The organism is Atlantibacter subterraneus (assembly GCF_007570865.1).
Lineage (GTDB): Bacteria > Pseudomonadota > Gammaproteobacteria > Enterobacterales > Enterobacteriaceae > Atlantibacter > Atlantibacter subterraneus.
Genome location: NZ_VLPS01000012.1, coordinates 33377 through 60188, shown reverse-complemented (window position 1 = coordinate 60188; position 26812 = coordinate 33377). Strand labels below are relative to the sequence as shown.

Genomic DNA, 26812 nt, shown 5'->3' with positions numbered 1-26812 from the left:
GGTTGGTAACAGGCGGCCTGACCGCCAGTAATTAATCATGCGCATCGAAAAAGTCGACGATGGCATTCAGCGCCTCGGCGCGCATAGCGTCCTTTTCAAACAGGATCTCATGGTACGCGCCGTTAATGACGAAAGGTTTACCCCCCCAACAGGGATGGCCCGCCGCGGCCCGAATGTCACAGAAGCGATCGTGCATGCGGTTATCCACCACACGTTCTTCTTCTGCCTGGAGAAGCAATGTCGGCGTGGTCATCGCAGTGGCCCCTGCTAAAACCTGCTCTCCGGCAAGGATACCTTCCCTTACCCAATGGTATGTCGGCCCGCCTACGCGTAACGTCGGTTCATCGGCGTAGAAACGCAGATTGCGGCGATAGCGCTGCCGGCTGTGGGTCAACACGTTAATCGCAAACGGCAACGCGCGCCAGCGGCCAGTGCCAATAGCATACCCTTCCCGGATACGCTGGTGACCTTCCGCCCAGTCGAGGATTTGGCGCACCATCCAGTCGGGAAGACGCAGCACAATACCAAACATCGGCGCGCAGAAGGCGATGGCGTCAAACGCGTCCGGCCGGCGCTCTAAAAACAGCGCGGATATCGCGCCGCCCATCGAGTGAGCTAACACATAGCGCTTGCGCCACGGACCGTCCCTGATTTCCTGTTCCCAGAACAGTTCCAGATCGTCCACATAGTCGCTAAAGCGCACCACGTGCCCGCGATGGGTATCGGACAACATACGCCCGGAGCGCCCCTGACCGCGGTGATCGATGATTAATACATCATAGCCGCAATGGAACAGATCCCACGCCAGCTCGGCGTATTTCACGTAGCTTTCGATACGGCCAGGGCAAATCACCACCACCCGATCGTGGCTGGCCGCGCGAAACCGCACAAAGCGCACCGCCACACCATCCACCCCGGTAAATTCATCTTCTTCGCGCTGCTGCCAGAAAGCCGTGAGCGGGCCCATGGTAAAAGCGGCAAACGCTTTTTCCCGGGAATACCATCCATTTTTGTGCTCAATCATGGGATGCCCTGCCCTGACTTAACGGAGTTAATACCTATGAAAAAATGCGGCCTCTTGCTTTGTTTGCGCTGCCAGCGAGTCGGCTACTTGAAAGATAGAAGGTATAGCGTATTGTGACATAAAAGCGCTTATTCAGGGAGTTTCCCATGTCGTTCGAATGGTGGTGTACCTATCTGCTCACCACAATCATCCTCAGCCTTTCCCCCGGTTCCGGGGCCATCAACACCATGAGCACGGCGATGAGCCACGGCTACCGCGGCGCGGTTGCGTCCATCACCGGCCTACAGCTCGGTCTGGCGATCCATATTGTACTGGTGGGTGTGGGTCTCGGCGCGCTGTTTTCCCGCTCCCTGATGGCTTTTGAGATATTAAAGTGGGCGGGCGCGGCCTATCTGATCTGGCTGGGTATTCAGCAGTGGCGGGCCGCTGGCGCGATTGATTTACACACTCTGGCGCAAAGCCAGCCACGCCGCAAACTGTTCCAGCGCGCAGTGTTTGTGAATTTAACCAACCCAAAAAGCATCGTGTTTCTTGCTGCGCTGTTTCCGCAATTTATCGTGCCGCACCAGCCGCAGACCGTGCAGTACGCCATCCTCGGCGTAACCACCATTGTTGTGGATGTGATTGTGATGATTGGTTATGCCACCCTCGCCACCCGCATCGCGCTGTGGATTAAGGGGCCAAGGCAGATGAAGGCGCTAAACCGGGTGTTTGGATCGCTGTTTATGCTGGTGGGCGCGCTACTGGCCAGCGCGCGCCCGAGTTAATTAACGCGAAATAATCAAATGCAGACCGAAGCCGGCGAACAGCGCGCCGGCTACGCCGTCGATCCACTTCGCCATTCGCTGATAACCGCGACGCATTGCGGGTAAGGCAAACAGACTGGCGACCAGGGTAAACCAGGCAAAGGTTTCCAGGGCGATCAGCAGGAAAATGCCCCAGCGTTCGCCGCTACCAACGTTATCGCCAACAAACAGCGAGAACACGCTGCCGAAATAGATAATCGCTTTCGGGTTTGCCAGGTTCGTCAGCAGACCTTTCAGAAAGCTGCGCCCGCTGCGCGCCAGTTCGACTTTGGGTTCGTGGGCAGGAGCGTCACCTTTCTTCAGCGCGCCGCGTAGCATCTGATAGCCCATCCAGCACAGATACAGCCCGCCACCCACCATAATGATGTTATGCAGCCAGGCCATTTTTTCGAGAATGATGTGCAAACCCAGCAGCGCCACGCCAGACCAGACCATGACTCCTGCGGTAATGCCCAGCACGCCAAGCATGGCTTCTTTTCGCGAGCGGCTTACCGCCGTTTGGGAGACAAAGAAAAAATCAGGGCCGGGACTCATGAGCGCCACCAGATGAACCAGTGCCACCGTAAAGAAAAGCGTTAACATGATTGACTCGCAGACAAACAATAAAGAGAGAAACTATCCTGACATGTTTGTCTGGCCTTGACTACTCTTCGTCGTCGCCATCCGCATGGCTGCGAATCAGCGCCATAAACTCTTTTCCGAAGCGCTCCAGTTTACGCATCCCCACGCCGTTGACGCTGAGCATCTCGCTGGGGCTGAGCGGCATTTGCTCGGCCATTTCAATCAGCGTGGCGTCGTTAAACACCACGTATGGCGGAATGTTTTCTTCATCGGCAATGGCTTTGCGCAGCTTACGCAGCTTAGCGAACAGCTTACGATCGTAATTGCCGCCGTAGGATTTCTGTGCCACGCGCGGTTTCAGGGCGATGACGCGCGGTACGGCCAGCTTCAGTTCAATCTCCCCGCGCAGCACAGGACGCGCCGCTTCAGTAAGCTGTAACGCTGAATGCTGAGCGATGTTTTGGGTAGCAAACCCCATGTGAATAAGCTGGCGAATAATGCTCACCCAGTGCTCATGGCTCTGATCTTTGCCGATGCCATAAACAGGCAATTTGTCATGACCCATCTCGCGAATACGCTGGTTATTGGCCCCGCGCAGCACTTCAACTACATAGCCCATCCCGAAACGCTGGTTAACTCGTCCAATCGTCGAAAGCGCCTTACGCGCATCCAGCAAACCATCGTACTGCTTCGGCGGATCGAGGCAGATATCGCAGTTGCCGCACGGCTCCTGACGCCCTTCGCCAAAATAATTCAGCAGTACCAGACGCCGACAGGTTTGCGCCTCGGCAAACGCGCCCATGGCGTTGAGTTTATGACGCTCGATATCCTGAAGCTGTCCTGCGGGTTTTTCTTCAAGGCAGCGGCGCAGCCAGGCCATATCCGCCGGATCGTAGAACAGCATCGCTTCGGCGGGCAGCCCGTCACGCCCGGCGCGGCCTGTTTCCTGATAATAGGATTCGATATTGCGGGGAATGTCGAAGTGCACCACGAAACGCACGTTTGGCTTGTTGATGCCCATCCCGAAAGCCACGGTCGCCACCACGATTTGTAAATCGTCGCGCTGGAATTTTTCCTGCACCTCGGCACGGACGTTGTTTTCCAGCCCGGCGTGATAGGCCGCCGCGCTGACGCCCCGGCTTTGCAGACGCGCGGCGGTATCTTCTACCTTCACCCGGCTGTTGCAGTAGATGATGCCCGATTTGCCGCGCTGGTCCTGCACATAGCGCATCAGCTGATCGAGCGGCTTGAACTTCTCCATCAGCATGTAGCGGATATTGGGCCGGTCAAAGCTGCTGATTTGGATCAGGGGATCGTGCAGGCCAAGCAGATGCACGATATCGCGGCGCGTAGCTTCATCCGCCGTCGCAGTCAGCGCCATAAACGGCACATTGGGGAAGCGATCGCGCAACTGGCCTAATAAGGCATACTCGCGGCGGAAATCGTGCCCCCACTGAGAAATACAGTGCGCCTCATCCACCGCCAGCATCACCGGATTCCAGAAGGTAAGCTGATCGAGGAAATTGTCGAGCATCAGGCGTTCAGGCGCGATATACAGCAAACGGATTTGCCCGGTGCGGCAGCCCGCCATCACGGCCTGCTGCTCTTCGCGGGTTTGCGTGGAGTTGAGACAGGCCGCCGCCACGCCGTTAGCCAGCAGTTGGTCAACCTGATCTTTCATCAACGAAATCAGCGGTGAAACCACCACCGTCAGGCCATTTTTCACCAGCGCCGGGATCTGGTAGCACAGCGATTTACCGCCGCCGGTCGGCATCACCACCAGGCAATCGCGCCCGTCCAGCACGGTATTTATGATGGTTTCCTGGCCAGGGCGGAACTGCTGGTAGCCAAAGGTTTCCTGCAAAACCTGTTTCGCCAGCGACTCCTGATTCATTACTTCTGCCTGCGCCACGCTCACTCCATCACTTAAAATAAAACAGGCGCTATTTTCAGCGCCTGCGGGGGAAACTGCAATGCCCTTAGAACAGATCGTTAAGCATTACGCCCACGCCGAAGCGGGTCTGGTTAAAGTTGTAGTCGATAAGCGACTCGCCATAACCGCTGTACAGCTGAGTATAAAGGCGAACGTGCCTCGTTACCGGATAACTGAAGCCAAGTTCTGCGCCACCGTAGCCGGTATTCCAGTTGTACTGTCCTTTCGCACTCAGGATCGCATCGCCCAACTGATAACCAATTTTCAGCTGGTAATAACCCATATATTTGGTGATATCCGGGTTGTCATCGGTGTTACCCATCACGTACCAGGGCTTCACTTCCACCAGCCAGTTGTTGTTTTGCGCCATCAGGCGAGTATAGATTCGGTTCCAGCTACGTGAAGTCGGGTCTGAACGACCGTTGGACTGGTGATTGTAACCAAACTCAACGTCGCGCAGCGTCCAGCCGGCAAAATGATAATCGGTGGCGAAGCCTAAAAATGCCTGCGGCTCATAGTTGGTTTCACGGAACGGTGAAGACTCGCCGCTGTTGGAAAGCTGCCACCATGAGCGCTGGGTATAGGAGCCGCCCAACACCGAGTTAGGGCCGAGGATACCGCGCCATAGTGGAAACGCCAGACTTAACTGAAACTTTACTTCATCTTTGCGAGCATTATCGGACCAATTATAGGTTTCGATGGCTTCTTTATTCAGATCGTCCGTGACCGTGTAGATCAGGTAATTTGACTCATAGGGGTAAAGCGTAAACGGATTATCGTGCTCCTGAAGCATATTCGCGATAATGCTGCCGCGAACCGCGGGCGTATCGTGCACTTCCTGAACAACGGCTTCCTGCGCCAACGCCGCCCCCGGCAATAAAAATACGCCCCCAACCCAACCCAGAAATTTGCCCATGTGGCCTGTTCTCCTGAACAAATCAAAAAACCGCTGAATTATTATCCGGATTACATTCTACCTTTTTATTTATCGACTGCTTAGTCCTGGTTTCTGAATCTGGAAAACAACAAAAAATAAGCATAAAATCAACAACAATTTAACAACAGGTCCTGATGAGGAAGGAACCGATGTCCCCTACGATTTTGACTAACGAAGCCGCGCTCCAACTGGTCGGCGAGATTTTTGTTTATCACATGCCGTTCAACCGCACGCTGGGCCTGGAGCTGATGCGCTATGAAAAAGACTATGCGGAGCTTTGCTTTAATAACCAGCCGATGATGGTCGGAAACTGGGCGCAAAGCATTCTGCACGGCGGCGTTATCGCGTCTGCGCTGGATGTCGCGGCCGGTCTGGTGTGTGTAGGCAGCACTCTGGCCCGACATGAAACCATTACCGAAGAAGAGCTGCGCCAGCGTTTATCGCGCATGGGAACTATTGATTTACGCGTCGATTATTTACGCCCAGGCCGAGGCACCCGCTTTACCGCCACCAGCAGCCTGCTGCGCGCCGGTAATAAAGTCGCCGTAGCGCGAGTGGAATTGCATAACGAAGAGCAAGTGTATATCGCCAGCGCAACAGCAACCTATATGGTTGGTTAAATAGTATTAGCTGTTAAAATGCATTCACTTTTTGATAACGGGCGTGACTAATGGATGCAAAACAGACGCGGCAAGGGGTTCTTTTCGCCCTTGCCGCTTATTTTATTTGGGGGATAGCCCCGGCGTATTTCAAGCTGATCGACTTCGTTCCCGCCGATGAAATCCTGACTCACCGCGTCATCTGGTCATTCTTCTTTATGGTGGCGCTGATTTCTGTTAGCCGCCAGTGGAGCGGCCTGAAGCGCCTGTTTGAGACGCCGAAGAAAGTGCTCGCACTGGCGTTAAGCGCCGTGCTGATCGGCGGTAACTGGCTGCTATTTATTTGGGCGGTGAATAATCATCATCTGCTGGAAGCCAGCCTGGGTTACTTTATCAACCCGCTGGTGAATATCCTGCTGGGGATGATTTTCCTCGGCGAACGTTTTCGCCGTATGCAGTGGATTGCCGTCGGCCTGGCCGCCTGCGGCGTGCTGGTGCAGCTCTGGACCTTTGGTTCCCTGCCGATCATCGCGCTGGCGCTGGCGTTCAGCTTCGCGCTTTACGGGCTGCTGCGTAAGAAAATTATGGTGGACGCGCAAACCGGCATGCTGGTCGAAACGCTGTGGCTGCTGCCTGTCGCCGCGATTTACCTGTTTGGCATTGCCGACAGCCCAACCAGCCATATGGGCGCGAACTCGCTGACGCTGAATCTCGAGCTGATGGCGGCAGGCATTGTCACAACGATTCCGCTGCTGTGCTTTACCGCTGCCGCCACACGTTTGCGCCTCTCCACGCTGGGTTTCTTCCAGTACATCGGGCCGACGCTGATGTTTATGCTGGCGGTGGTGTTTTACGATGAAATCCCGGGCAAAGATAAAATGGTCACCTTCGCGTTTATCTGGGTCGCACTGGCGATTTTTGTGATGGATGCGGTGTATACGCAGCGCAGAATTAAAAAATAACCATCCTGATTTTTTCTTAAAATAAGCGCCATGACTTGAAAAAAGCATGGTGCTTCGCCATGCTTTGCTTTGTGGAATTAAACCAGAATCATGGAATGATAAACTGTGTCTATATTTATCCCTTCATCTACGAAAATAGTCTCCAGGAGACGATACTTTTTCTTATTTCTCCTTATCAATTCTGTTATCGGACTTTTTATATTTTATTCAGCAAGGTTTGACAATGGATTCTGGGTCATATTCATGACCTTTCTGTTGCATTATCTAATTATCAATGTGAGTTGCCAACGACTCAGAGACAGTGGATTTCGATATATAAAAAGTTATGTCGTCATCACCCTCCTGGTTTACCTCTCCGCTGTTGTATTAATGGTTATTGAAGGGCTAGATTGCCAGGGATATGGTACAAAAACTTTACTTGGTTATTACTTTAGTAACTTTTTAGTATTAGTAATAGCCCCTACTGAGCAACCTGATGAATGATCAAATGGAGTTTGTATGAGCAGTAATTATATAGAAGATGGGTCTCTGAGTGAAAAATGGAAATATCGATTCTCTTTTTATGAGCGGTATGGTTTTCCTGGGTTCTGGAGTGTTAAACCAGAATATAAAAAAGCCATTAAAGAATTAACATTCAGACAAAAGGCTACGATCGGAATGAACTTCTACGCCTTTTTCTTTTCTTTTATTTACTTGTTTATTTTAGGTTTATGGAAAAAGGCTATCTTAGTTTTTTTTCTTGCTTTTGCCGTGCAAATCATTGCCGCAATTGTTGGTTATAATTTCCTTGGCTTTGTTGTTTCCATATACGTTGCACAGCGAACTAACAAATGGTTTTATGAAAAAGAGGTAAAGGGTTTCCAGACCTGGAGCTTGTAAACTATACAGGTGGTTCAGAACTGCTGAACCACCTGCTGGTCTTACTGTTACAGCCAATTTCTGCGTTTAAAATAAAGATACGGCGCAAGACCTGCGAGCATCATGGCGATGATGGCCGCAGGGTAGCCGAAGCTCCAGTGCAGTTCCGGCATAAATTCAAAGTTCATCCCGTAGCTTGAGGCCACCAGCGTCGGCGGCAGGAACACCACGGATACCACCGAGAAGATTTTGATGATCCGGTTCTGCTCAATATTGATAAAACCCATCGCTGCCTGCATCAAAAAGTTCACCTTCTGAAAGAGAGATTCTTTATGGGCTGCTGCTGTGCTTTACCGCCGCCACACGTTTACGCCTCTCCACGCTGGGTTTCTTCCAGTACATCGGGCCAACGCTGATGTTTGTATTGGCGGTGGTATTTTACGATGAAATCCCGGGCAAAGATAAAATGGTCACCTTCGCGTTTATCTGGGTCGCACTGGCGATTATTGTGATGGATGCGGTGTATACCCTTCGTCGCATTCCGCGTTAATCACTCGTTATTTTTATTTCCTGACTGGAGAGCTGTCTGGCAACAGTTCTCCGCTTTCGCATTAAATCTCTTCAAACTGTGTCGAATAAGATCGACATATTCCGTGCTCCCTTTTATTCCGGCCGTTAATAAACATTGCTTAGAACATAATAGAAATTGTGAGTCATGGCGCTTTTTCTGCTATCCATTTACCTTAGTGTTTTTGAATTTATCAAAATAAATGCTTGTTATTCATAAGGTAAATAGAAATGCATAACAGTTTATACTTATCAATGAATCTTCCCTGTACCCTCTTCGAAACGGTTTCCCGCTTCGATGACAATTCTGCCGATGACATGCGTTATGGGGATATGGGAGAACATGATCTTCTCGCACTCGGCCTTAATGATATTTCTGCGAAGGTTGATCCCTGGCGCTTTATTCGTTACGACTTTCCCCACCCAAGCTATGTAGATGGCATGTTTGGTGTTTCTACACCCGGCAGAAAAATATCTCATGACGAATGCGTTGATATTTTATTCAATGAAATGATAGAGCTTTCACATGAATTTTCTTTTTGGGGGGAGTATAAGTCGTTGATTGGTGAACTCATTGACCATTTCAGATATGGAAACGGCAGCGCATTTTATAGTCAGAAACTGAATTCGGCTTTTCATATGAGGATGAGTAAATTAAGTCTTAGAAGTCCCCTACTAATCATCAAAGATTGCATTCAGCGCGAGTTTGCCAAAACACATACAAAGATGTACATTCCTGCATTGTTACATCAAATAGAAATAATGCTGCTTCGTTCAAGGCTATATAAGTTCAATAACCCCCAAGATAGGGCTAATGGTCTTGGTATCAGCGTGCATGATATTTCAGCCCAAAAAATAATACTTTTAAACCTGCAAAAATATTCTTTGGGGTGGAGCGCAACGGTACATTTCGAAGCTCAGGATCATTTTGGTCTGGATGTTAGCGATATTAAAAATGAACTTTACAGAGAATTTCGTTTTTTCCGGATATGGTTTTTCTTACAACATCACAGAGATTTTGCATTTAAACCTTTTCTTACCAACTTTAATTCAGTTGAACGAATTGATAACTATTTATGAAAAATAAAACATTAAAAACGGCAGCATTTTTATTTATAGCCAGTGGGCTTTATAATCTATGGACGTTGCGCCCCGTTGATATTTTATATATTTATTCGGATGCTGGTTGGTCGGTGGATCTAGTGGTTGACCATATGCCATGGACCGACAGAGATAAAATTGACTGGTATCTGGCACATCAAAAACAAATCAAGAATAAATACCCATTGTTGGATGGAGAGCAGCATAATTATTATATTTGGGACATCGGAAACGGATTTACTAACTATAATAACAGTCCCCATGAAGATCTTTTATGCTTCCCTACAATCAAAAATGATAATAATTGCATTGTAAAATACCCTTTGTTAATTGTTGACGAATATCCTTATCGTAATGCCCGATTTTCTGTTTATCCTTGGGAAAATGAATACGAATTAACGCCCGAAAATAAATTAGAAAGGATTTACCATGAGTACCTTCCTGAGTAAAACTCTGGAAAAGCACTCGCCGTTACTGCGCAGCGCGCTTATGAAAGAGTAAGCCGGATTAAACAAACCTTAACCCGGCACAAAAATTACAACCAGTTGCGGCGTTTAAAATAAAGATACGGCGCAAGACCTGCGAGCATCATGGCGATGATGGCTGCAGGGTAACCGAAGCTCCAGTGCAGTTCCGGCATAAATTCAAAGTTCATCCCGTAGCTTGAAGCCACCAGCGTCGGCGGCAGGAACACCACGGATACCACCGAGAAGATTTTGATGATCCGGTTCTGCTCAATATTGATGAAACCCATCGCCGCCTGCATCAAAAAGTTCACCTTCTGAAACAGCGATTCGTTATGCGGCAGCAGGGATTCGATATCGCGCAGGATCTCGCGCGCCTGTTCAAGCTGTCCGCCCGGCAGGCGGGTTTTACGCACCAGAAAATTCAGCGCGCGCTGGGTATCCATCAGGCACAGGCGCACTTTCCAGCCCACGTCTTCGAGTTCTGCCAGCGTTGACAGCGCTTCATCATATTCATCGCCCTGATGCCCTTCCATAATCACGCGGCTGAGCTTTTCCAGGTCGCTGTAGATGTTCTCGATCTCATCCGCCAACTGTTCAATTTTGGTTTCGAACAGGTCGAGCAGCAGCTCGTAAGCGTTACCGTCGGTCATGGACTGCGCGCGGGCGCGCATACGGTAAAGCCGGAACGCGGGCAGTTCGCGCTCACGCAGAGTAAACAAACGTCCATCGCGGATGGTGAACGCCACGGTGGAGTTACCGGCGTGATCTTCGGCATCTTCAAAGAAGAAAAAGGAGTGAATATGCAGGCCGTCTTCGTCTTCGAAAAAACGCGCGGATGCTTCGATGTCTTCCAGTTCAGGACGTGTCGCCAGGCTTTGCCCCAGCTCAGATTGCACCCGGAGACGCTCGTCGTCATCCGGTTCGACCAAATCCACCCACACTGAGTTTGTTAAGGTTTGCGCCTCGTCGAGTTCCAGACGAGACAGACGATTGTTTTCCAGTTGAAATGCGCTCAGCATGACCGGGACTCCCAATACAAAAAATCCTGGACAGTTCGGTTGGCACACAGAAACAAAAGGGGTTTCAGACCATTAAACAGCCTGACTCAGCGCGACGGGAAAAAATGCAGTCGCTGACAACCGCTAAGGCTATCAGCATAAGAGGATAGCCTTAGGAGTTGTTCCTGTTGAACAGGACGGTGAGCCAGCATCTACTGGGTGTGTCCAAGGCGAATGTCCTCTTAGCATAATCGTGGGCGCATGTTACGCCAGCAAAAATTAAGCGTCAACACGCAACGGCGCGCCCACGGATAATAAACGCCCGTTATGCTTTAAGGTTAGTAAAGAATCAAAAATCGGGCGATTTATCTATAAGTTACACGGTTTCCAGCTTCGCATACGCGGCTACCAGCCACTTGATGCCCTGCCCCTGAAACGCAATCTGCAAGCGGCTGTGCTCGCCGCTGCCTTCAAGGTTGACGATGGTGCCTTCGCCGAATTTGGCATGGCGCACCCGCTGGCCCAGCTTGAACCCGGAATCATTTTCCGCAATCGGCGTACCCATACGCTGATGGCTCACCGGACGGCTGATGCTGGCGCGCAAACGCACCTCTTCAATACAGGCTTCCGGTAGCTCGCCGATAAACCGCGACGGGCGGTGATAGGTCTCTTTACCGTACAGACGACGCGACTCGGCGTAGGTAATGGTCAGTTTCTGCATCGCGCGGGTCACGCCGACGTAAGCGAGACGGCGTTCTTCTTCCAGACGCCCGCCTTCATCCAGCGACATCTGGCTCGGGAACATCCCCTCTTCCATGCCGACGATAAACACCTGCGGGAACTCCAGCCCTTTGGCGGAGTGCAGGGTCATCAGCTGTACCGCATCCTGCCAGGTATCCGCCTGCCCTTCGCCCGCTTCCAGCGCCGCATGGGACAAAAACGCCTGCAGCGGCATAAGATCTTCGTCTTCTTCGTTGTAGCTGAACTGGCGCGTCGCCGTCACCAGTTCCTCTAGGTTTTCGATACGGGTCTGGCCTTTCTCGCCCTTCTCCTGCTCGTACATCATCCACAGGCCGGAGTCTTTGATCACCCGGTCGGTTTGCACGTGGAGCGGCATGTCGGCAGTTTCATGCGCCAGCGCGTCGATCAGTTCATGGAAGCGCTGCAAGGCGCTGGCGGCACGACCGGCCAACGCTTTTTCCTGCAACAGCTGGCGGCTGGCCTGCCACAGCGTAAGCTGATGCTCGCGCGAGGTCTGGCGCACCACGTCCAGGGTGCGATCGCCGATGCCGCGCGTCGGGGTATTCACCACGCGTTCAAACGCCGCGTCATCGTTGCGGTTAGCGATCAGCCGTAAATAAGAGAGCGCGTCTTTAATTTCCTGGCGTTCGAAGAATCGCATCCCGCCGTAAATACGGTACGGCATGCTGGCCTGCAACAGCGCCTCTTCCAGCACGCGCGACTGGGCGTTACTGCGATAGAGGATGGCGCATTTTTCCAGCGCACCGCCGCTTTCTTGCCAGGTTTTAATGCGATTCACCACAAAACGCGCTTCATCCAGCTCGTTAAACGCGCAGTACAGAGAAATGGGCTCGCCGTCGCTGCCGTCGGTCCAGAGATTCTTGCCGAGACGCCCGGCATTGTTGGAAATCAAGGCGTTGGCAGCGTTAAGGATATTGTTAGTGGAGCGATAGTTTTGCTCAAGACGGATGGTTTCCGCGCCGGGGAAATCGTTCAGGAAGCGCTGGATATTCTCGACCTGCGCTCCACGCCAGCCGTAGATCGACTGGTCATCATCACCCACGATCATCACTTTACCGGTGTCGCCCGCCAGAATGCGGATCCAGGCGTACTGAATACTGTTGGTGTCCTGGAACTCGTCCACCAGAATATTGGTGAAGCGTTCGCGGTAGTGATTGAGGATATGCGGCTTGTTGAGCCACAGTTCGTGGGCGCGTAGCAGCAGCTCGGCGAAGTCCACCAGCCCCGCGCGATCGCACGCTTCCTGATAGGCCTGATACACTTTCTGCCAGGTCTGCTCAACCGGGTTGCCGTAGCTCTGAATATGGTGCGGACGCAGCCCTTCGTCTTTTTTGCCGTTGATAAACCACATTGCCTGACGCGGTGGCCACTGCTTCTCGTCCAGGTTCATCGCCTTGATCAGACGCTTCAGCAGGCGCAGCTGGTCTTCGCTGTCGAGGATCTGGAAGTCCTGCGGCAAGCCAGCATCCATATGGTGCGCGCGCAGCAGACGGTGCGCCAGACCGTGGAAGGTCCCCACCCACATGCCGCCCTGGCTGGAGCCCATAATCTGGCCGATACGGTGGCGCATTTCTGCCGCCGCTTTGTTGGTAAAGGTCACCGCCATGATCGAATACGGCGACGAGTTTTCCACCATCATCAGCCAGGCGATACGGTGAACCAGCACACGCGTCTTACCGCTGCCCGCGCCCGCCAGCACCAGCATATTGGTGCGCGGCGCTGCGACGGCGTCGCGCTGTTTATCATTGAGGCCATCAAGCAGGTAAGAAACGTCCATTGGTACCGCCGGGAAAGAGGGGGCGCACGCACCCCTGTGAATTTATACAGAGTGGATGAAATTATAACAGTGCCGTCAAGGATGCCAACCGTGAAATTTCCAGGTGGGGTAATAAGCGGCTGTCGGTGGCGCGCATCAGGCTGGCATCGCGCAGATTAATCCAGCATGCCTGCACCCCGCTGCGGATAGCGCCCGCCACATCGGTGGTGAGGTCATCGCCCACGTGCAGGATCACGCCTGGGCTGATATTGAGTTTTTCCGCCGCCAGGTGGTACATGTCGCTAAACGGTTTCGAGCGGCCATGCGGACCAGCGCGCAGCACAAACTGGAAATAGTCACCTAAACCAAACAGCTGCGGATCGGCATTGCCGTTGGTGATCGCCACCAGCGGCCACTTTTTTGCCAGCGCTTTCAGGGTGTCGTGCGTTTCCTGCGGCACGTCGATACGGCTGCGCCAGGAGGCGAAATTCTCCATCGCGGCATCCGCGCCCTTGCGCGCTTCTTGTTCGCTTAACCCCGCGTCGAGCATGGCGCGCTCTACCGCACGGCGACGCCATTCGGTGACGTCATGATAAATATCCGGCTCGGCATGGCGCAGCGCCTGGCGAACGCGGTGAAACTCATCGGCCTCCAGCGCGTTCAGCGATGGATGGAAATTACGCACAAATTCAAACGCTTTCTGTTCAGTGCGGGTGATGACCGGCACGTTGTCATACAGCGTGTCGTCCAGATCAAAGGTGAGCGCGGAAATCGTGCCCAGCGGGCGATAAAAATGCATTACGTCTTCCCTCGTTTGGCGCGTGGGTGCGCGGCATCATAAACCGAAGCCAGATGCTGGAAATCAAGATGGGTATAGATTTGCGTAGTGGAGAGGTTAGCATGCCCTAACAACTCCTGTACGCCGCGCAGATCGCCGCTCGATTCCAGCATGTGGGTAGCAAACGAGTGGCGCAGTTTATGGGGATGGACATGGCTGTTCAGCCCCTGTTTGATACCCCACTCGGCGAAGCGTTTCTGGACGTTGCGCGCCGAGATACGCTTGCCGGTTTTCGCCAGAAAAAGCGCGTCATCTTCGGGGCCAAACAGCCCGCGCAAATCAAGCCAGTGTTCCGTCCACGCCAGCGCGCTTTTGCCAACCGGCAGGCGTCGCTCTTTGCTGCCTTTACCCAACACCCAGACTTCGCCAGTGGATAAATCCAGGTGGCGGCAGTCCAGGTTCACCAGCTCCGATAAACGCAGGCCTGCGCCGTACATCACTTCCAGCATGGCGCGATCGCGTACCGCAAGCGGATCGTTAAGATCGATATCCAGCAGTTGGTTAACGTCATCGACTTCAATATTTTTGGGCAGATGGCGCGGCGGTTTCGGCGCGGAAATGCCTTTGGCCGGATTAGCATTCAGTTCACCCTGCCCCACCAGCCAGTTAAAGAAACTGCGTAACGCCGAGAGGCGCAGCGCCAGGCTAGTGGCCTGTAAACCGTCGCGACGGCTGCGCACCACAATGCTGCGAACGATGGCGGCATCGCATTGCCGCCACTGGGTGAGTTTCATGGCGTCCAGCAGCGCGATAATCGCAGCCAGCTGGCGACCATAGTTCAAAATGGTCAGCGGGCTAAGCTGCCGCTCAACTTTCAGGTAACGCAGAAAACGATCGGCAGGGTCCTGTAACGGTGACGGCGTCATACGCGTTCAACCCAACGCTCCAGCAGTTCCGGCAACATCAGAGACAGCTCATGGAGCAGTTGAGTGCCCTGGCCAGGTTGATAGTGTTGCGGATCACGGCTGGTGAACAGCACCACGCCCAGGGCTTCATCACCGCCCATTAACGACATTGCCACCGAACCAATCGCTTTAGCTTCCGGCAACACCACCAGCAGTTCCGGCCCGTTCAACGGGCCGAGATAGTGATTTTCGTGACCCAGGCGCTGAATACGCAGCGGCTCAAACGCCTGGCGCGACAGCGCCAGATGGGTGAAGTCCGACGGCGCGCCGATGCGCCAGCTGTCGGCGAACAGGCGTACAGACGCGCCTGCCAGCCCCATTTCTCTGGCCCAACGGTGCAGACGATTGAGCATCTCCTGCAAACTGGGCGCAGACGCCAGCCGCCCCTGTAGTTTTAACAGCCGGTAAAACAGCCCTTCGTTGGCGCTGGCCTGCTCCATCAGCAGCGACATATTTTCTTCAAGCTGGTTGATATGGTTTCTGGCGCGCGCCATATGCCATTCCACCAGCGATACCGTTCCACGTACCGGATGCGGCACCCGCATTTGCTCGGCAAGCGCGGCGTTACGGATAAAGAAGTCAGGGTTGCGCAGCAGATATTCGCAGACTGCGCTGTCGTCCATCTCGGCAAGGAGCGCTTGCGGTTCCCCGATATTATTCATAAATGTATAAATCCATCGTAAACATGAGCGGCTGGGCCCGTCATATACAGCGGATGCCCTGGCCCTTTCCAGGCGATATCCAGCAGGCCGCCGGGCAACTCGACCCGCACCTGCTCGGCCAGTAACCCCTGGGTGATCCCCACCGCCACCGCAGCACACGCACCGCTGCCGCAGGCCTGGGTTTCACCCGCGCCGCGTTCAAAAACGCGCAGCCGGATGTGATTTGTCGTCACCACCTGCATAAAGCCGATATTCGCCCGCTCAGGAAAACGCTCATGATTTTCCAGAACCGGGCCAAGCGTTTCTACGGCGGCGGTATCAACGCTGTCGACCTGCAACACGCAGTGCGGGTTCCCCATGGAAACCACGCCGCACATTATGGTTTGCTCGGCGGCGCGCATGATATAGGTCTTTTCCGCCTTGTTGGCGCGAAACGGCACCTGGGACGGCTCAAAATTCGGCTCGCCCATGTTCACTCGCACTAAATCATCTTCGTTGACCGTCAGAACCATGCGCCCGTTGGCGGTGCTGACCCGGATATCGCGTTTGTTGGTCAGCCCTTTCAGGCGCACAAAACGCGCGAAGCAGCGCGCGCCGTTTCCGCACTGGGAAACCTCGCTGCCGTCGGCATTAAAGATACGGTAATGAAAATCGAGATCGGGATCGTAAGGCGGCTCTACCACCAGCAGCTGATCAAAGCCAACCCCAAGATGGCGATCCGCCAGACGGCGGATTAATTCTGGCGAAAAGAAGACGTTCTGTGTGACCGCGTCGACGACCATAAAGTCATTACCCAGGCCATGCATTTTGGAAAACTGCATTTTTCACTCCGTAAGCGCGGTGACAAATCGTTAGCGATCAGTAAATCACCTGAGTAGGCTGATCGTTCTGGCCGCGATCGTTACGGTCAGGGTTGGTGGATTGGGTATTATCCTGCACCGGACGCGTCGGCGGTGGGGCTTTTTTATCCGCAGGCGGAAAGTAAAGAGGCCCTTTCAGGCCGCATCCCGTAAGGCTTGCAAACGCCAGCACCACGGCCAGTGAGCAAAGAATTTTCTTCATTATGAATGCCTGTAGTTAATGCTTTGCTTTCTATCATCGCAGGAGAAGCCGCAAAAGCAAGAGTTTGCCGCCGCCAATCTCCTGTTCGCGGTAAAACGCCCACGGCGGTAAGGTTTCTATTCAGATCCAGAGCTTTTATACTTCCGCCATAACTCACAACAGGAAGCAGACATGAACGACAGTGAATTTCATCGCCTTGCCGATGGCCTGTGGCAGACCATCGAAGAACGTATCGACGATTATGACGGTGAAACCGATATCGACTGTGAAATCAACGGCGGCGTGCTGACCTTAAGCTTTGAAAACGGCAGCAAAATCATCATCAACCGTCAGGAGCCGCTGCATCAGGTGTGGCTGGCGACCAAACAGGGCGGCTACCATTTCGATTTACGTGACGATGAGTGGGTGTGCGATCGTACCGGCGAGAAATTCTGGACGCTGCTGGAAAATGCCTGCACTCACCAGGCGGGCGAAGCCGTCAACTTTCGCTGATTACGACTGATACTGCTGCAATAACGGCGTGGCGTCGTCCTGACGGGGCGGCGCAACGTTAGTTATCGCCTGGCTGCGGTACGGGATCACCTGATTGCGGCCATCAATATTCACAATCTGGTAGAACTGCGGCAGGTTGAAGTTAATAAAGCTGGAGCCGTAGGTGAAGCGGTCGTGTGATGACGAATAGAAGCGGCTGACGTCGCGCACCAGCTCTTCAATACTGCCTTCGCAGTGGTGGTAAACCTCGGCACGGTTGCTCTCGTCGAGAATGTAGATGTTAAAGCCGCTGTCGTCTTTAGTGTTCTCAAAGAAGAACTGAATAATCCCCTCGCTGGCGTAACCATCCACCACGGAAGGCAATTTCACCTGATTGGTTTCAACCTGTACCGACAGGCCGTGCAGCTTATTATGGGAGATCGCACCGTAGAATTCGATGGCGTTCTCCAGTTTCTGCACCGACACGTTTACGCGCTCAAAGAACAGACCCCAGGTCTGCCCGGCTACGCGCAACGCTTTAAAGCGGCCCGGTTCGAGACGGGTGCTGGATAAGCGAAACTCAATGCATTCAGACACTAACTGCTGCACCCGGGTGCGGATCAGGCCGCGCAGGTGCTGGCTGTAGCAGAACACTTCAACGCTGTCCGGCGGCGCGGCATCCTGGTGCATTTTGCCGAGAATGGTTTTCAGCGCCTCGATCATCGCCTGCTCGCCGTTGAAATGCAGCGTACGCACTTCGTTCCAGGAGTTGCGGTACAGCAGGTCGATACTGCCAATCAGGCATTTTTGCTCTTCGCCGAAGCTCAGCACATCCAGCTTTCTGAAATCGAAATGCACCACCTGATTGCGGAAGGCGGCCGTCGGGTCGTATTCGAGGTTGACGATAATCGCCAGATGGCGGATTTCGCACGGGCTGTAGAGCGCTTTCGGCGTTGGCGCAGGCAAACGCAGTGGGAAATGGCTGGAAACATCCGCCACCATCTCCTGCAGTTTTGCCAGGTCACAAATACCGTTGCCCTTAATAAACAGGCGGGTGCGCGAGGTCAGCAGGCCGTTAAACCAGGCCCAGGCCACCAGCTTATTAAGATAACGGTTATATTCCAGCGGTTGATGGCTGATGATCGATTCCATGTTCGGCGCGCGGTTGTAGAGATACCAGCCGCTGCGGTTGGCGCGGCCCTGCGGAACATGAATAAAGGTCAGCGTCGGCTCGGAGAGATCCGGCGAAATTTGCGGGTTCACCAGGGTGACTTTACCCGGCAGCGCTTCGAAAGCCGCATACAGTTTGCGGGTCAGCACGCCAATATCCTGCGGGCTTGCCGAAACGCTCAGGTTGTTGCGGCGCGCAAAGCGGATCAGATTGCGGTAGCTCTGCATCATAGCGTCGAGCAGTTCGTTATGCGCTTCACGCACCTGGTCAATTTTCCAGTTGGCGCGGTTATCCAGCATGGTTAAACGCGCGTCGTCCCAGCCCCAGCTTTTCACCATCTGGCTGATAACTTCACGACGCCAGCCCACGCAGGCGCGTTCGCGCGAGAGTTTCTCGCACACTTTGAGATAGAAGCAGCGGCGCACCAGGTCCAGACGGGCAGTGTCTTCAATCTGCTCCAGATATTCCGTCACACGCTCCAGCATCATGCAATAAGAGTCGAGACCGAACGAGACGATTTCACCGTCGTGCAGACGCTGTTTGATGTCCTTCGCCAGCAGGCGCGGATTCGGGTATTCCCAGGAGTACGCTTCAAGCAGCAGGGTTTTCAATACTGCTTTGTACGGGGAGTCGATGCTTTTATACAGCTGCCACAGGCTGGCGCCAAAATACTCTTCCGCCGATAACGAACTCAGGCCGCCGAGGTCGAGCCATTCGTTAGGCGTCAGCACGCCCTGGGCGTAGAGCGTCATCACGTAATCGTCGTAATGCTCTTCTTCTTCGCACGGCACCATATTCCACAGGATGCGTTTCCCGGCCAGACGTACGGCGGTGCGATAGAACTCATCCAGTAACAGAATGTGCTGAGTCGAGCCGCAGTCTTCGCCGCCCAGACTGCCGCTTTCGTTATGGCGGAAACGGTTTTCGTCGATCAGGAAGAAGCTGACCTCGACGCCCAGCGACGCGGCCCAGCTTTCCAGCAGGCTGCATTTACGTTGCAGCAGCTGGCGCTCATCGTTATCGAGCCAGGACTGGTGGCAAACCCAGATATCGAGATCGGATGAACAGCTCTGTCCGACGGACGACGTGCTGCCCATGGTGTAAAGACCGGTGATCGGCAATTCACCCTGAGGCGTTTCACGTGGGATCAGGCCGCGCTTCAGCTCAAGCTCGTTCAGGTAGTGGCGTTGGGTTTCATCAGGCGTGTAAAGGCAGATGCCACGGGGAACGTTACCATCAAGGTAACCCGGCATCAGCGGGTGGTGATAGTGTAGCAATGTCGGCAGCAGACTGTAGACCTGTTGGAAAGCAGGCCCCATGGCAGCAAGTGCGCGATCCACGCGCAATTGATTGATGGCATCCAGTCTCTGTTTTAGGGTCTCAATATAGAGGTACAAGACATATCGCCTGATGATTGCACTATTTCGGAAAACTGCCGCGTTTGTCGCCTTTATCGTTTTACCCATACAGGCTGACATTCGGCTTAAAACGTGATCAATTTAACACCTTGCGGGTTGACCGTAAAGGAAGTTGCGCTACATATCCATTGTAGCATTGAAAGCCCGCTTCGGAGTCTTAGAACAAGACGCATATCCCTCTTTCCTGCTAAAACCCGTTAAAACTGACACTGTTCTGGTTACAATGTTAGGATGGTAAATGGACGAATTAACGGTAACAAGCATGTTAGACAATGTACTAAGAATTGCCACCCGCCAAAGCCCGCTCGCACTCTGGCAAGCACATTATGTCAAAAACCGTCTGGAGGCTTTTCATCCAGGATTAACGGTGGAACTGGTGCCGATGGTGACCAAAGGCGACATCATCCTTGATACCCCGCTGGCGAAAGTGGGCGGCAAGGGATTGTTCGTCAAAGAGTTGGAGCTGGCGCTGCTTGAAGGCCGTGCGGATATCGCTGTGCATTCTATGAAAGACGTGCCGGTAGAGTTCCCGGAAGGTCTGGGTCTGGTAACGATTTGCGAGCGCGAAGATCCGCGCGATGCGTTTGTCTCTAACCGTTTCGCCAGCCTCGACGATATGCCAGCAGGCAGCGTCGTTGGTACCTCCAGCCTGCGCCGCCAGTGCCAAATTGCCGCGCGCCGTCCTGATTTAGAAATCCGCTCTCTGCGCGGCAACGTCGGCACTCGTCTGAGCAAGCTCGATAACGGCGATTACGACGCCATCATTCTCGCCGTTGCCGGGCTAAAGCGCCTGGATCTTGAAGCACGCATCGGTTACGCGATGCCTGCCGATGTTTCTCTCCCCGCCGTGGGCCAGGGCGCGGTCGGTATTGAGTGCCGTCTGGATGATGAGCGCACCCGCGCTTTGCTGGCACCGTTGAACCATGATGAAACCGCGATCCGCGTCAGCGCCGAACGCGCCATGAATACCCGTCTCGAAGGCGGCTGTCAGGTGCCGATCGGCAGCTATGCCGAGATTAATAACGGTGAAATCTGGCTGCGGGCGCTGGTCGGCGCGCCGGATGGATCCCAGGTGATCCGCGGCGAACGCCGTGGCCCGGCGCAGGACGCGGAAAAAATGGGCGTCTCGCTGGCGGAAGAACTGCTGGAAAACGGCGCGCGCGCCATTCTGGCGGAAGTCTATAACGGAGACGCACCGGCATGAATATCCTGGTGACCCGTCCCTCTCCCGCGGGAGAAGAGCTGGTAAGCCGCTTGCGCGCGCAGGGAAAGGTCGCCTGGAGTTTACCGCTGATCGAGTTTTCTCCCGGACGCGAGCTGTCGGCTCTGCCGGATCTGCTGGCGTCCCTGTCGCCTGACGATCTCCTGTTCGCCCTTTCCCAACACGCCGTATCGCATGCGGCGGCCACGCTGCGTCAGCACTCTCTCGCCTGGCCGCGGGTTCAGGCTTTTGCCATTGGACGAACCACGGCGCTTGCGCTGCATACCGCCAGCGGCCTCACGGTTAATTATCCCCGTGACCGGGAAATCAGCGAAGTGTTGCTACAATTACCAGAATTACAAAACGTTGCGGGCAAGCGCGCTGTGCTGTTACGCGGCAACGGCGGACGCGAGCTGATTGGCGAAACGCTGGCAAAACGCGGCGTCAGCGTGACGTTTTGTGAATGTTATCAACGCAATGACAAATACTATGATGGGACGGAGGAAGCGCACCGCTGGCAACAGCGCGGCGTGGATACGCTGGTGGTAACCAGCGGAGAAATGCTCAAGCGGCTGTTTACGCTGATCCCGCCCTGGTATCAAACAAACTGGTTACTTCGCTGCCGACTGATTGTCGTCAGCGAACGTTTGGCGACCCTCGCCCGGGAACTGGGCTGGCTGGACATTACCGTCGCCGATAATGCTGACAACGATGCGCTGCTGCGCGTGTTGCAATAACTCTCATAATGGGAAGCCATAATGACGGAACAACAAAACGCCTCAACTGTGCCTGAAGAAAACAGGGATACGGTGGAAATCACCTCCCCACCTCAACAACCCGAGAAAAAAGACCGCAAAATCAATACCGCACTGGCGCTAAGCGCGGTGGCAATCGCTATTGCGCTGGCCGCTGGTGTGGGGCTGTATAGCTGGGGCAAACATCAGTCCGCTAACCAGGCGGCCACGCTTGAAGCGCTGGAAGGCCAGCTGACGGCGCTGCAACAGCAGCAGCAAACCCAGAAATCCGATCTGGAAAACACCATTAAACAGCAGGCGGGCGCGCTGGATGCAGCGAAGCGCGAGCAGGAAAACCTGACCCGCCAGTTGGATGAAGTCCAGCAGAAAGTCGCCACTATCTCCGGGACCGACGCCAAGACCTGGCTGCTGGCGCAGTCGGACTTTCTGGTGAAACTGGCTGGCCGCAAGCTGTGGAGCGATCAGGATGTCACTACCGCCGCCGCGCTGCTGAAAAGCGCCGACGCCAGCCTTGCCGATATGAACGATCCGAGCCTGATTACCGCCCGTCGGGCTATTACCGATGATATCGCCACCCTGTCTGCCGTATCGCAGGTGGATTATGACGGCATCATCCTGAAGCTGAATCAGCTGGCTAATCAGGTTGATAATCTACGCCTGGCGGATAACGACAATGATTCCGCGCCGATGGATAGCGACGGCACTGAGCTTTCCAGCACCGTGACCGAATGGCGTCAAAACCTGGTGAAGAGCTGGCATAACTTTATGGACAGCTTCATTACTATCCGCCGCCGCGACGACACCGCTGTTCCGCTGCTGGCACCCAATCAGGATATCTACCTGCGCGAGAACATCCGTTCGCGGCTGTTAGTCGCTGCGCAGGCGGTGCCGCGCCATCAGAATGAAACTTACAAACAGTCGCTGGATAACGTATCGACCTGGGTACGCGCCTATTACGACACCGACGACGCCACCACCAAAGGCTTCCTTGAGACGCTGGACGCGTTAAGCCAGCAAAACATCACCATGGATGTGCCGGAAACGCTGCAAAGCCAGCCGATTCTGGAAAAACTGATGCAGACCCGGGTACGTAACCTGCTGGCGCAGCCTGTCGCCGCCGCCCCAGCGGAGGCCGCACCGGCACCTGCCGAAGCGCCTGCGGCATCTGAACCGGCACAGGGAGAACAGTAATGGTAAAAGTACTGTTGCTTTTCCTGCTGCTGATGGCAGGGATCGTCTTGGGGCCGATGATCGCCGGTCACCAGGGCTACGTATTGATCCAGACCGACAACTGGAACATCGAAACCAGCGTCACCGGGTTAGCGATCATCTTGATCCTGGCGCTGGTAGTGCTGTTTGCGATCGAGTGGATCCTGCGTCGTCTGTTCCGCACTGGCGCACGCACCCGCGGCTGGTTCCTGGGCCGCAAACGCAATCGTGCCCGCAAGCAAACCAGCCAGGCGTTGTTGAAACTGGCGGAAGGCGACTATCAGCAGGTTGAAAAGCTGATGTCGAAAAACGCCGATCATGCCGAACAGCCGGTAGTGAACTATTTGCTGGCGGCGGAAGCGGCCCAGCAGCGCGGCGACGAAATTCGCGCCAATCAGCATCTGGAGCGCGCGGCGGAACTGGCCGACGGCGATCAAATCCCGGTGGAGATCACCCGGGTACGGTTGCAGCTGGCGCGTAATGAAAACCACGCGGCGCGTCACGGCGTTGATAAGCTGCTGGAAGTGACCCCTCGTCATCCGGAAGTGCTGCGCCTGGCGGAACAAGCCTATGTGCGTACCGGTGCGTGGAGCTCGCTGCTGGATATCCTGCCGTCGATGCAGAAAGCGCAGGTGGCGGACGATGCCCATCGCGATGCGCTACAGCAGCAGGCGTGGATTGGCCTGATGGATCAGGCACGCGCCGATCAGGGCAGCGACGGTCTGAAAGCCTGGTGGCAAAACCAAAGCCGCAAGACGCGCCAGCAGCCTACGCTTCAGGTGGCGATGGCGGAGCATCTTATCGAATGCGACGATCACGATACCGCTCAGACCATCATTCTGGATGGTCTGAAGCGCCAGTATGATGAGCGCCTGGTGATGCTGATGCCGCGCCTGAAAACCGGTAATCCGGAACAGCTTGAAAAAGCGCTACGCCAGCAGATTAAAACGCAAGGCGATCGCCCGTTATTGTGGAGTACCCTGGGCCAGTTGCTGATGAAGCATGGCGAGTGGCAGGAAGCAAGCATCGCGTTTCGTGCGGCGTTAAAACAGCGCCCCGACGCCTTTGACTACGCCTGGCTCGCCGATGTGCTGGACAGGTTGCATCAGCCGGAAGAGGCCGCGCAGATGCGCCGCGAAGGTCTGTTGCTGACGTTGCAAAACAATCCTCTGCAGTAACCCTCCTCTATCGCCTTCTCAAACGGGAAGGCGATTTCTCTACAGCATCGCTTTTAAACGCAGATAAAAAAACACCTGCCAGTTGGCAGGTGTTAAAGAGGTCTGTGACAACAAAGAGGTGCTTCACTCAACGTTATGTCCATGGTGTTTGATGAGGCGTTAGCGACATCTCTCGGTGGACGATAAGCACCGTTAAACGGCTCTGCATCATTCCTGGGTTTATGAAGCCTGCGGCGAACATAAGAGATGGAATGAGCATCTACATGGATATTATTGCACAAACTGTGCCAGGTACGCACAGGAAAATGGTCCTAAAAGAGGCCTGACTATTCAGCGAGTTAGCGCTTTGAATCGGCTAAACCCGCAGTAAGAATGTGATCAAAAGGAGGTTTACCTGTCGTCAACAAGAGACAACCCTGAGGTCATATAATCTTTTATTTAAAATTCAGGAAATTAGATGTCTCATTTTAGCGACAACCGCAGCAAGCATCGTTGCTATTCTGCGACAGTCCGGGAAACGGGTAATAAAAGGGAGGAAAAACGCGTGGAGGAAGCCACAAAAGAAAAAACCCCGCCGAAGCGGGGTTCTAAATTGGTCGGCGAGAGAGGATTCGAACCTCCGACCCACTGGTCCCAAACCAGTTGCGCTACCAAGCTGCGCTACTCGCCGAATTACTGCTTTTTTGAATTTTTAGTTCAATTCAGTTGTGGTGCGAAGAGAGGGACTTGAACCCTCACGTCCGTTAAGACACTAACACCTGAAGCTAGCGCGTCTACCAATTCCGCCACCTTCGCATCGCCACTAAATAATGGGGTGGCTAATGGGACTCGAACCCACGACAACTGGAATCACAATCCAGGGCTCTACCAACTGAGCTATAGCCACCACTGCAAATCTTTACGCGCTTTGTTCTACTTCACCGCTCAAGCGCCTCATTTAAATGGCGCGCCCGACAGGATTCGAACCTGAGACCTCTGCCTCCGGAGGGCAGCGCTCTATCCAGCTGAGCTACGGGCGCGTAGCGCCGTTGCGGAGGGGGATACTACGGACTTCGCGCCCTGCTGTCTAGTGCTTTTTTTAAGAAAATGCGCGTTTGGTTATGCTTTGCGCACTTTGTCGCTTATCTCTCCACTTTAGGCAGTGAATTGTGCCGATTGAAGCCAAATAGCGTGTATGCGGCGGATACCAGCGCCAGGAATAGCGCCCCGACAATCAGGGACATGCGGGTATCTTCGTTGAATCCCATACCGATAAGCACGCAAATCAGGAACGCCATCGTCAAATAGTTCGCCCACGGGAAAAGCATCGAGCGGAACGGATGGCTGACCAGCGCCTGACGATGCACCTGGCGAAAGCGCAGCTGGCTAATCAGGATCACAAACCACGGCACCATGCCCGGTAATACGCTGGCGCTATACACGTAAACAAACACGCGCTGCGGATTAGGGATGATGTAGTTCAGGCAGGAGCCAATCAGCAGGATTACGATAGAAATCGCCACGCCAGCCACCGGAACGCCGTTTTTCGAGACTTTACCTACCGCCGACGGCAGCTGGCGGTTACTGGCCAGGGCATATAGCATACGTCCGCAGCTATACATGCCGCTGTTGCAGCCCGAGAGCGCCGCCGTTAGCACCACAAAATTGATAATGCCCGCTGCGGCGGTAATGCCGATTTTGGCGAAGGTCAGGACGAAGGGGCTGCCGTTGCTGCCAATTTGATCCCACGGGAACAGCGTGACGATAACGAAAATCGCGCCCACGTAGAAAATCAAAATACGCCACAGCACCTTGCTGACGGCGCTACGCAGTGTGACCTGCGGGTTTTTCGCTTCACCGGCGGTAATGCCGATCAGCTCCACGCCCTGATATGACGCCACCACAATACACAGCGCGGTTAAGAAGCCCTTCCAGCCGCCCGCAAAGAATCCGCCGTGCTCCGTCAGGTTCGAGAAGCCGACCGCCTGGCCGCCGTTGCCAAAACCAAAGAAAATCACGCCCAGGCCAATCACGATCATCACGATAATGGTGGTGACTTTTATCATGGCGAACCAGAATTCGATTTCACCGTACAGCCGTACTGCCGCCATATTCGCCAGCGCCACCAGGCCCACTGCGATTAACGCCGGGATCCACTGGGCCATTTCCGGGAACCAGAACTGGACGTAAACGCCGATAGCGGTGATTTCCGATATCCCCACCGCCATCCACATAAACCAGTACGACCAGGCCGTCAGATAGCCAAAGAACGGGCTCATGTAGCGGTGCGCGTAGACGGCGAATGAACCGGTCACCGGCTCCAGAAACAGCATTTCGCCCATAGAGCGCATGATAAAAAAGACAAACAGGCCAGCAATAATGTATGCCAGCAGGACCGACGGACCCGCCCATTTCAGGGTACTCGCCGCGCCCATAAATAGCCCAACGCCAATCGTGCCCCCGAGGGCGATGAGTTCGATATGTCGAGACTCCAGCCCACGCTGAAGCTCAGGTTTATTTTCTGCCATAAATCCTCTGTGTTGTGATGTTGTTGCTCCGGATGTGCCGGTTATTGTTATGGGTCATGTCATAGGGGTAATCGTCGCCAAACATCACTGACGTGAATATCAGG

25 protein-coding genes, 4 tRNA genes and 2 pseudogenes are annotated in these 26812 nt (G+C 54.1%); 12 read left to right on the top strand and 19 right to left on the bottom strand.

The window, feature by feature from the left end; translation table 11 throughout:
• Positions 1–31: 31 nt before the first annotated feature.
• The gene (pldB, locus tag FND52_RS21165; RefSeq protein WP_125295473.1) at positions 32–1024 is read right to left on the bottom strand and encodes a lysophospholipase L2; all 993 of its coding nucleotides are present in this window, start codon (positions 1022–1024) and stop codon (positions 32–34) included.
• 146 nt (positions 1025–1170) lie between these two features.
• On the opposite strand from pldB, the gene rhtB reads away from it, so the two are divergent.
• A complete protein-coding gene (rhtB, locus tag FND52_RS21160; protein ID WP_125295472.1) occupies positions 1171–1791 on the top strand; it encodes a homoserine/homoserine lactone efflux protein in 621 nt (206 codons plus the stop codon).
• Here the strand turns inward: rhtB and rhtC are convergent, their stop codons facing one another.
• From rhtC to pldA, 3 genes are all read right to left on the bottom strand, one after another.
• Positions 1792–2412, bottom strand: a complete 621-nt coding sequence (gene rhtC, locus FND52_RS21155) for a threonine export protein RhtC (protein WP_125295471.1) — start codon at positions 2410–2412, stop codon at positions 1792–1794.
• Between the two features lie 61 nt (positions 2413–2473).
• Positions 2474–4303: an ATP-dependent DNA helicase RecQ gene (gene recQ / locus FND52_RS21150; RefSeq protein WP_144133134.1), complete on the bottom strand. Its 1830-nt coding sequence runs from the start codon at positions 4301–4303 to the stop codon at positions 2474–2476.
• 67 nt (positions 4304–4370) lie between these two features.
• The gene (pldA, locus tag FND52_RS21145) at positions 4371–5240 is read right to left on the bottom strand and encodes a phospholipase A (protein ID WP_144133132.1); all 870 of its coding nucleotides are present in this window, start codon (positions 5238–5240) and stop codon (positions 4371–4373) included.
• Between the two features lie 170 nt (positions 5241–5410).
• Here pldA and yigI point away from each other — a divergent pair, with 170 nt between their 5' ends.
• The 3 genes from yigI (at position 5411) to FND52_RS21130 (ending at position 7701) form a co-directional block, all read left to right on the top strand.
• A complete protein-coding gene (gene yigI / locus FND52_RS21140; protein WP_125295468.1) occupies positions 5411–5881 on the top strand; it encodes an acyl-CoA thioesterase YigI in 471 nt (156 codons plus the stop codon).
• A gap of 50 nt (positions 5882–5931) precedes the next feature.
• Positions 5932–6822 carry an EamA family transporter RarD gene (rarD, locus tag FND52_RS21135; RefSeq protein WP_144133130.1) on the top strand — a complete coding sequence of 297 codons (891 nt, stop codon included), beginning with the start codon at positions 5932–5934 and terminating at the stop codon, positions 6820–6822.
• Between the two features lie 498 nt (positions 6823–7320).
• On the top strand, positions 7321–7701 hold the full coding sequence (locus tag FND52_RS21130) for a DUF2628 domain-containing protein (protein WP_144133128.1): 381 nt from the start codon (positions 7321–7323) through the stop codon (positions 7699–7701).
• Between the two features lie 47 nt (positions 7702–7748).
• Here FND52_RS21130 and FND52_RS21125 read toward each other — a convergent pair.
• Positions 7749–8015: pseudogene (locus tag FND52_RS21125) on the bottom strand (CorA family divalent cation transporter); the annotation flags it as partial.
• A gap of 5 nt (positions 8016–8020) precedes the next feature.
• On the opposite strand from FND52_RS21125, the pseudogene FND52_RS21120 reads away from it, so the two are divergent.
• The 3 genes and pseudogenes from FND52_RS21120 to FND52_RS21110 form a co-directional block, all read left to right on the top strand.
• Positions 8021–8230: pseudogene (locus tag FND52_RS21120) on the top strand (EamA family transporter RarD); the annotation flags it as partial.
• A 248-nt stretch (positions 8231–8478) separates the two neighbouring features.
• Positions 8479–9327, top strand: coding sequence for a YPO3983 family protein (locus FND52_RS21115; RefSeq protein WP_144133126.1), 849 nt, complete (start codon positions 8479–8481; stop codon positions 9325–9327).
• Positions 9324–9797: a DUF943 family protein gene (locus FND52_RS21110; RefSeq protein ID WP_144133124.1), complete on the top strand. Its 474-nt coding sequence runs from the start codon at positions 9324–9326 to the stop codon at positions 9795–9797. The genes FND52_RS21115 and FND52_RS21110 overlap by 4 nt, the downstream gene beginning before the upstream one ends.
• Positions 9798–9883: 86 nt before the next feature.
• On the opposite strand, the gene corA is transcribed toward FND52_RS21110, so the two are convergent.
• The 8 genes from corA to lptM all read right to left on the bottom strand — a co-directional run bounded on the left by corA (position 9884) and on the right by lptM (position 16798).
• A complete protein-coding gene (gene corA / locus FND52_RS21105) occupies positions 9884–10834 on the bottom strand; it encodes a magnesium/cobalt transporter CorA (RefSeq protein WP_125295464.1) in 951 nt (316 codons plus the stop codon).
• Positions 10835–10985: 151 nt separating this feature from the next.
• A complete protein-coding gene (gene ysgD, locus FND52_RS22140) occupies positions 10986–11042 on the bottom strand; it encodes a YsgD/CorL family protein (RefSeq protein WP_350029113.1) in 57 nt (18 codons plus the stop codon).
• 147 nt (positions 11043–11189) lie between these two features.
• Positions 11190–13352: a DNA helicase II gene (uvrD, locus tag FND52_RS21100; protein ID WP_125295463.1), complete on the bottom strand. Its 2163-nt coding sequence runs from the start codon at positions 13350–13352 to the stop codon at positions 11190–11192.
• A 61-nt stretch (positions 13353–13413) separates the two neighbouring features.
• Entirely contained in the window at positions 13414–14130 is a 717-nt protein-coding gene (gene yigB, locus FND52_RS21095; RefSeq protein ID WP_144133122.1) for a 5-amino-6-(5-phospho-D-ribitylamino)uracil phosphatase YigB, read from the bottom strand.
• A complete protein-coding gene (xerC, locus tag FND52_RS21090) occupies positions 14130–15035 on the bottom strand; it encodes a tyrosine recombinase XerC (RefSeq protein WP_144133120.1) in 906 nt (301 codons plus the stop codon). Before xerC ends, yigB begins: the two co-directional genes overlap by 1 nt.
• Positions 15032–15736, bottom strand: coding sequence for a DUF484 domain-containing protein (locus tag FND52_RS21085; RefSeq protein ID WP_125295460.1), 705 nt, complete (start codon positions 15734–15736; stop codon positions 15032–15034). Before FND52_RS21085 ends, xerC begins: the two co-directional genes overlap by 4 nt.
• Positions 15733–16557 (bottom strand): diaminopimelate epimerase, encoded by an 825-nt coding sequence (gene dapF, locus FND52_RS21080; RefSeq protein ID WP_125295459.1) that lies wholly within the window; start codon positions 16555–16557, stop codon positions 15733–15735. Before dapF ends, FND52_RS21085 begins: the two co-directional genes overlap by 4 nt.
• 37 nt (positions 16558–16594) lie before the next feature.
• Entirely contained in the window at positions 16595–16798 is a 204-nt protein-coding gene (gene lptM / locus FND52_RS21075) for an LPS translocon maturation chaperone LptM (protein WP_125295458.1), read from the bottom strand.
• A gap of 171 nt (positions 16799–16969) precedes the next feature.
• Between lptM and cyaY the strand changes: the two genes are divergently transcribed.
• Positions 16970–17290: an iron donor protein CyaY gene (cyaY, locus tag FND52_RS21070; RefSeq protein ID WP_125295457.1), complete on the top strand. Its 321-nt coding sequence runs from the start codon at positions 16970–16972 to the stop codon at positions 17288–17290.
• Here the strand turns inward: cyaY and cyaA are convergent, their stop codons facing one another.
• On the bottom strand, positions 17291–19837 hold the full coding sequence (cyaA, locus tag FND52_RS21065) for a class I adenylate cyclase (protein WP_125295456.1): 2547 nt from the start codon (positions 19835–19837) through the stop codon (positions 17291–17293).
• 283 nt (positions 19838–20120) lie between these two features.
• Between cyaA and hemC the strand changes: the two genes are divergently transcribed.
• From hemC to hemY, 4 genes are read left to right on the top strand one after another with little or no spacing between them, the layout of a single operon-like run.
• Complete coding sequence (gene hemC / locus FND52_RS21060; RefSeq protein WP_144133118.1) at positions 20121–21062, top strand: hydroxymethylbilane synthase; 942 nt, start codon at positions 20121–20123, stop codon at positions 21060–21062.
• Positions 21059–21796 carry a uroporphyrinogen-III synthase gene (gene hemD / locus FND52_RS21055; RefSeq protein ID WP_144133116.1) on the top strand — a complete coding sequence of 246 codons (738 nt, stop codon included), beginning with the start codon at positions 21059–21061 and terminating at the stop codon, positions 21794–21796. The genes hemC and hemD overlap by 4 nt, the downstream gene beginning before the upstream one ends.
• Before the next feature lie 21 nt (positions 21797–21817).
• Positions 21818–23005, top strand: a complete 1188-nt coding sequence (hemX, locus tag FND52_RS21050) for a uroporphyrinogen-III C-methyltransferase (protein ID WP_144133114.1) — start codon at positions 21818–21820, stop codon at positions 23003–23005.
• Positions 23005–24201: a protoheme IX biogenesis protein HemY gene (gene hemY, locus FND52_RS21045; protein WP_144133112.1), complete on the top strand. Its 1197-nt coding sequence runs from the start codon at positions 23005–23007 to the stop codon at positions 24199–24201. The genes hemX and hemY overlap by 1 nt, the downstream gene beginning before the upstream one ends.
• Before the next feature lie 593 nt (positions 24202–24794).
• Here hemY and FND52_RS21040 read toward each other — a convergent pair.
• From FND52_RS21040 to thrP, 5 genes are all read right to left on the bottom strand, one after another.
• A tRNA-Pro gene (locus tag FND52_RS21040) sits at positions 24795–24871 on the bottom strand.
• Between the two features lie 38 nt (positions 24872–24909).
• Positions 24910–24996 (bottom strand) — tRNA-Leu (locus FND52_RS21035).
• Positions 24997–25011: 15 nt separating this feature from the next.
• A tRNA-His gene (locus FND52_RS21030) sits at positions 25012–25087 on the bottom strand.
• 56 nt (positions 25088–25143) lie between these two features.
• Positions 25144–25220 (bottom strand) — tRNA-Arg (locus FND52_RS21025).
• A 102-nt stretch (positions 25221–25322) separates the two neighbouring features.
• Positions 25323–26708 carry a bifunctional threonine/serine APC transporter ThrP gene (thrP, locus tag FND52_RS21020; protein WP_125295450.1) on the bottom strand — a complete coding sequence of 462 codons (1386 nt, stop codon included), beginning with the start codon at positions 26706–26708 and terminating at the stop codon, positions 25323–25325.
• Positions 26709–26812 lie beyond the last annotated feature (104 nt).

Coding starts and splice junctions, on each gene's coding strand:
- hemC (WP_144133118.1), top strand. CDS start 20,121: ATGTTAGACAATGTACTAAGAATTGCCACCCGCCAAAGCCCGCTCGCA.
- FND52_RS21085 (WP_125295460.1), bottom strand. CDS start 15,736: ATGAATAATATCGGGGAACCGCAAGCGCTCCTTGCCGAGATGGACGAC.
- FND52_RS21130 (WP_144133128.1), top strand. CDS start 7,321: ATGAGCAGTAATTATATAGAAGATGGGTCTCTGAGTGAAAAATGGAAA.
- hemD (WP_144133116.1), top strand. CDS start 21,059: ATGAATATCCTGGTGACCCGTCCCTCTCCCGCGGGAGAAGAGCTGGTA.
- yigB (WP_144133122.1), bottom strand. CDS start 14,130: ATGCATTTTTATCGCCCGCTGGGCACGATTTCCGCGCTCACCTTTGAT.
- FND52_RS21115 (WP_144133126.1), top strand. CDS start 8,479: ATGCATAACAGTTTATACTTATCAATGAATCTTCCCTGTACCCTCTTC.
- pldA (WP_144133132.1), bottom strand. CDS start 5,240: ATGGGCAAATTTCTGGGTTGGGTTGGGGGCGTATTTTTATTGCCGGGG.
- rhtB (WP_125295472.1), top strand. CDS start 1,171: ATGTCGTTCGAATGGTGGTGTACCTATCTGCTCACCACAATCATCCTC.
- thrP (WP_125295450.1), bottom strand. CDS start 26,708: ATGGCAGAAAATAAACCTGAGCTTCAGCGTGGGCTGGAGTCTCGACAT.
- uvrD (WP_125295463.1), bottom strand. CDS start 13,352: ATGGACGTTTCTTACCTGCTTGATGGCCTCAATGATAAACAGCGCGAC.
- FND52_RS21110 (WP_144133124.1), top strand. CDS start 9,324: ATGAAAAATAAAACATTAAAAACGGCAGCATTTTTATTTATAGCCAGT.
- rarD (WP_144133130.1), top strand. CDS start 5,932: ATGGATGCAAAACAGACGCGGCAAGGGGTTCTTTTCGCCCTTGCCGCT.
- hemX (WP_144133114.1), top strand. CDS start 21,818: ATGACGGAACAACAAAACGCCTCAACTGTGCCTGAAGAAAACAGGGAT.
- cyaY (WP_125295457.1), top strand. CDS start 16,970: ATGAACGACAGTGAATTTCATCGCCTTGCCGATGGCCTGTGGCAGACC.
- yigI (WP_125295468.1), top strand. CDS start 5,411: ATGTCCCCTACGATTTTGACTAACGAAGCCGCGCTCCAACTGGTCGGC.
- pldB (WP_125295473.1), bottom strand. CDS start 1,024: ATGATTGAGCACAAAAATGGATGGTATTCCCGGGAAAAAGCGTTTGCC.
- corA (WP_125295464.1), bottom strand. CDS start 10,834: ATGCTGAGCGCATTTCAACTGGAAAACAATCGTCTGTCTCGTCTGGAA.
- dapF (WP_125295459.1), bottom strand. CDS start 16,557: ATGCAGTTTTCCAAAATGCATGGCCTGGGTAATGACTTTATGGTCGTC.
- xerC (WP_144133120.1), bottom strand. CDS start 15,035: ATGACGCCGTCACCGTTACAGGACCCTGCCGATCGTTTTCTGCGTTAC.
- rhtC (WP_125295471.1), bottom strand. CDS start 2,412: ATGTTAACGCTTTTCTTTACGGTGGCACTGGTTCATCTGGTGGCGCTC.
- hemY (WP_144133112.1), top strand. CDS start 23,005: ATGGTAAAAGTACTGTTGCTTTTCCTGCTGCTGATGGCAGGGATCGTC.
- lptM (WP_125295458.1), bottom strand. CDS start 16,798: ATGAAGAAAATTCTTTGCTCACTGGCCGTGGTGCTGGCGTTTGCAAGC.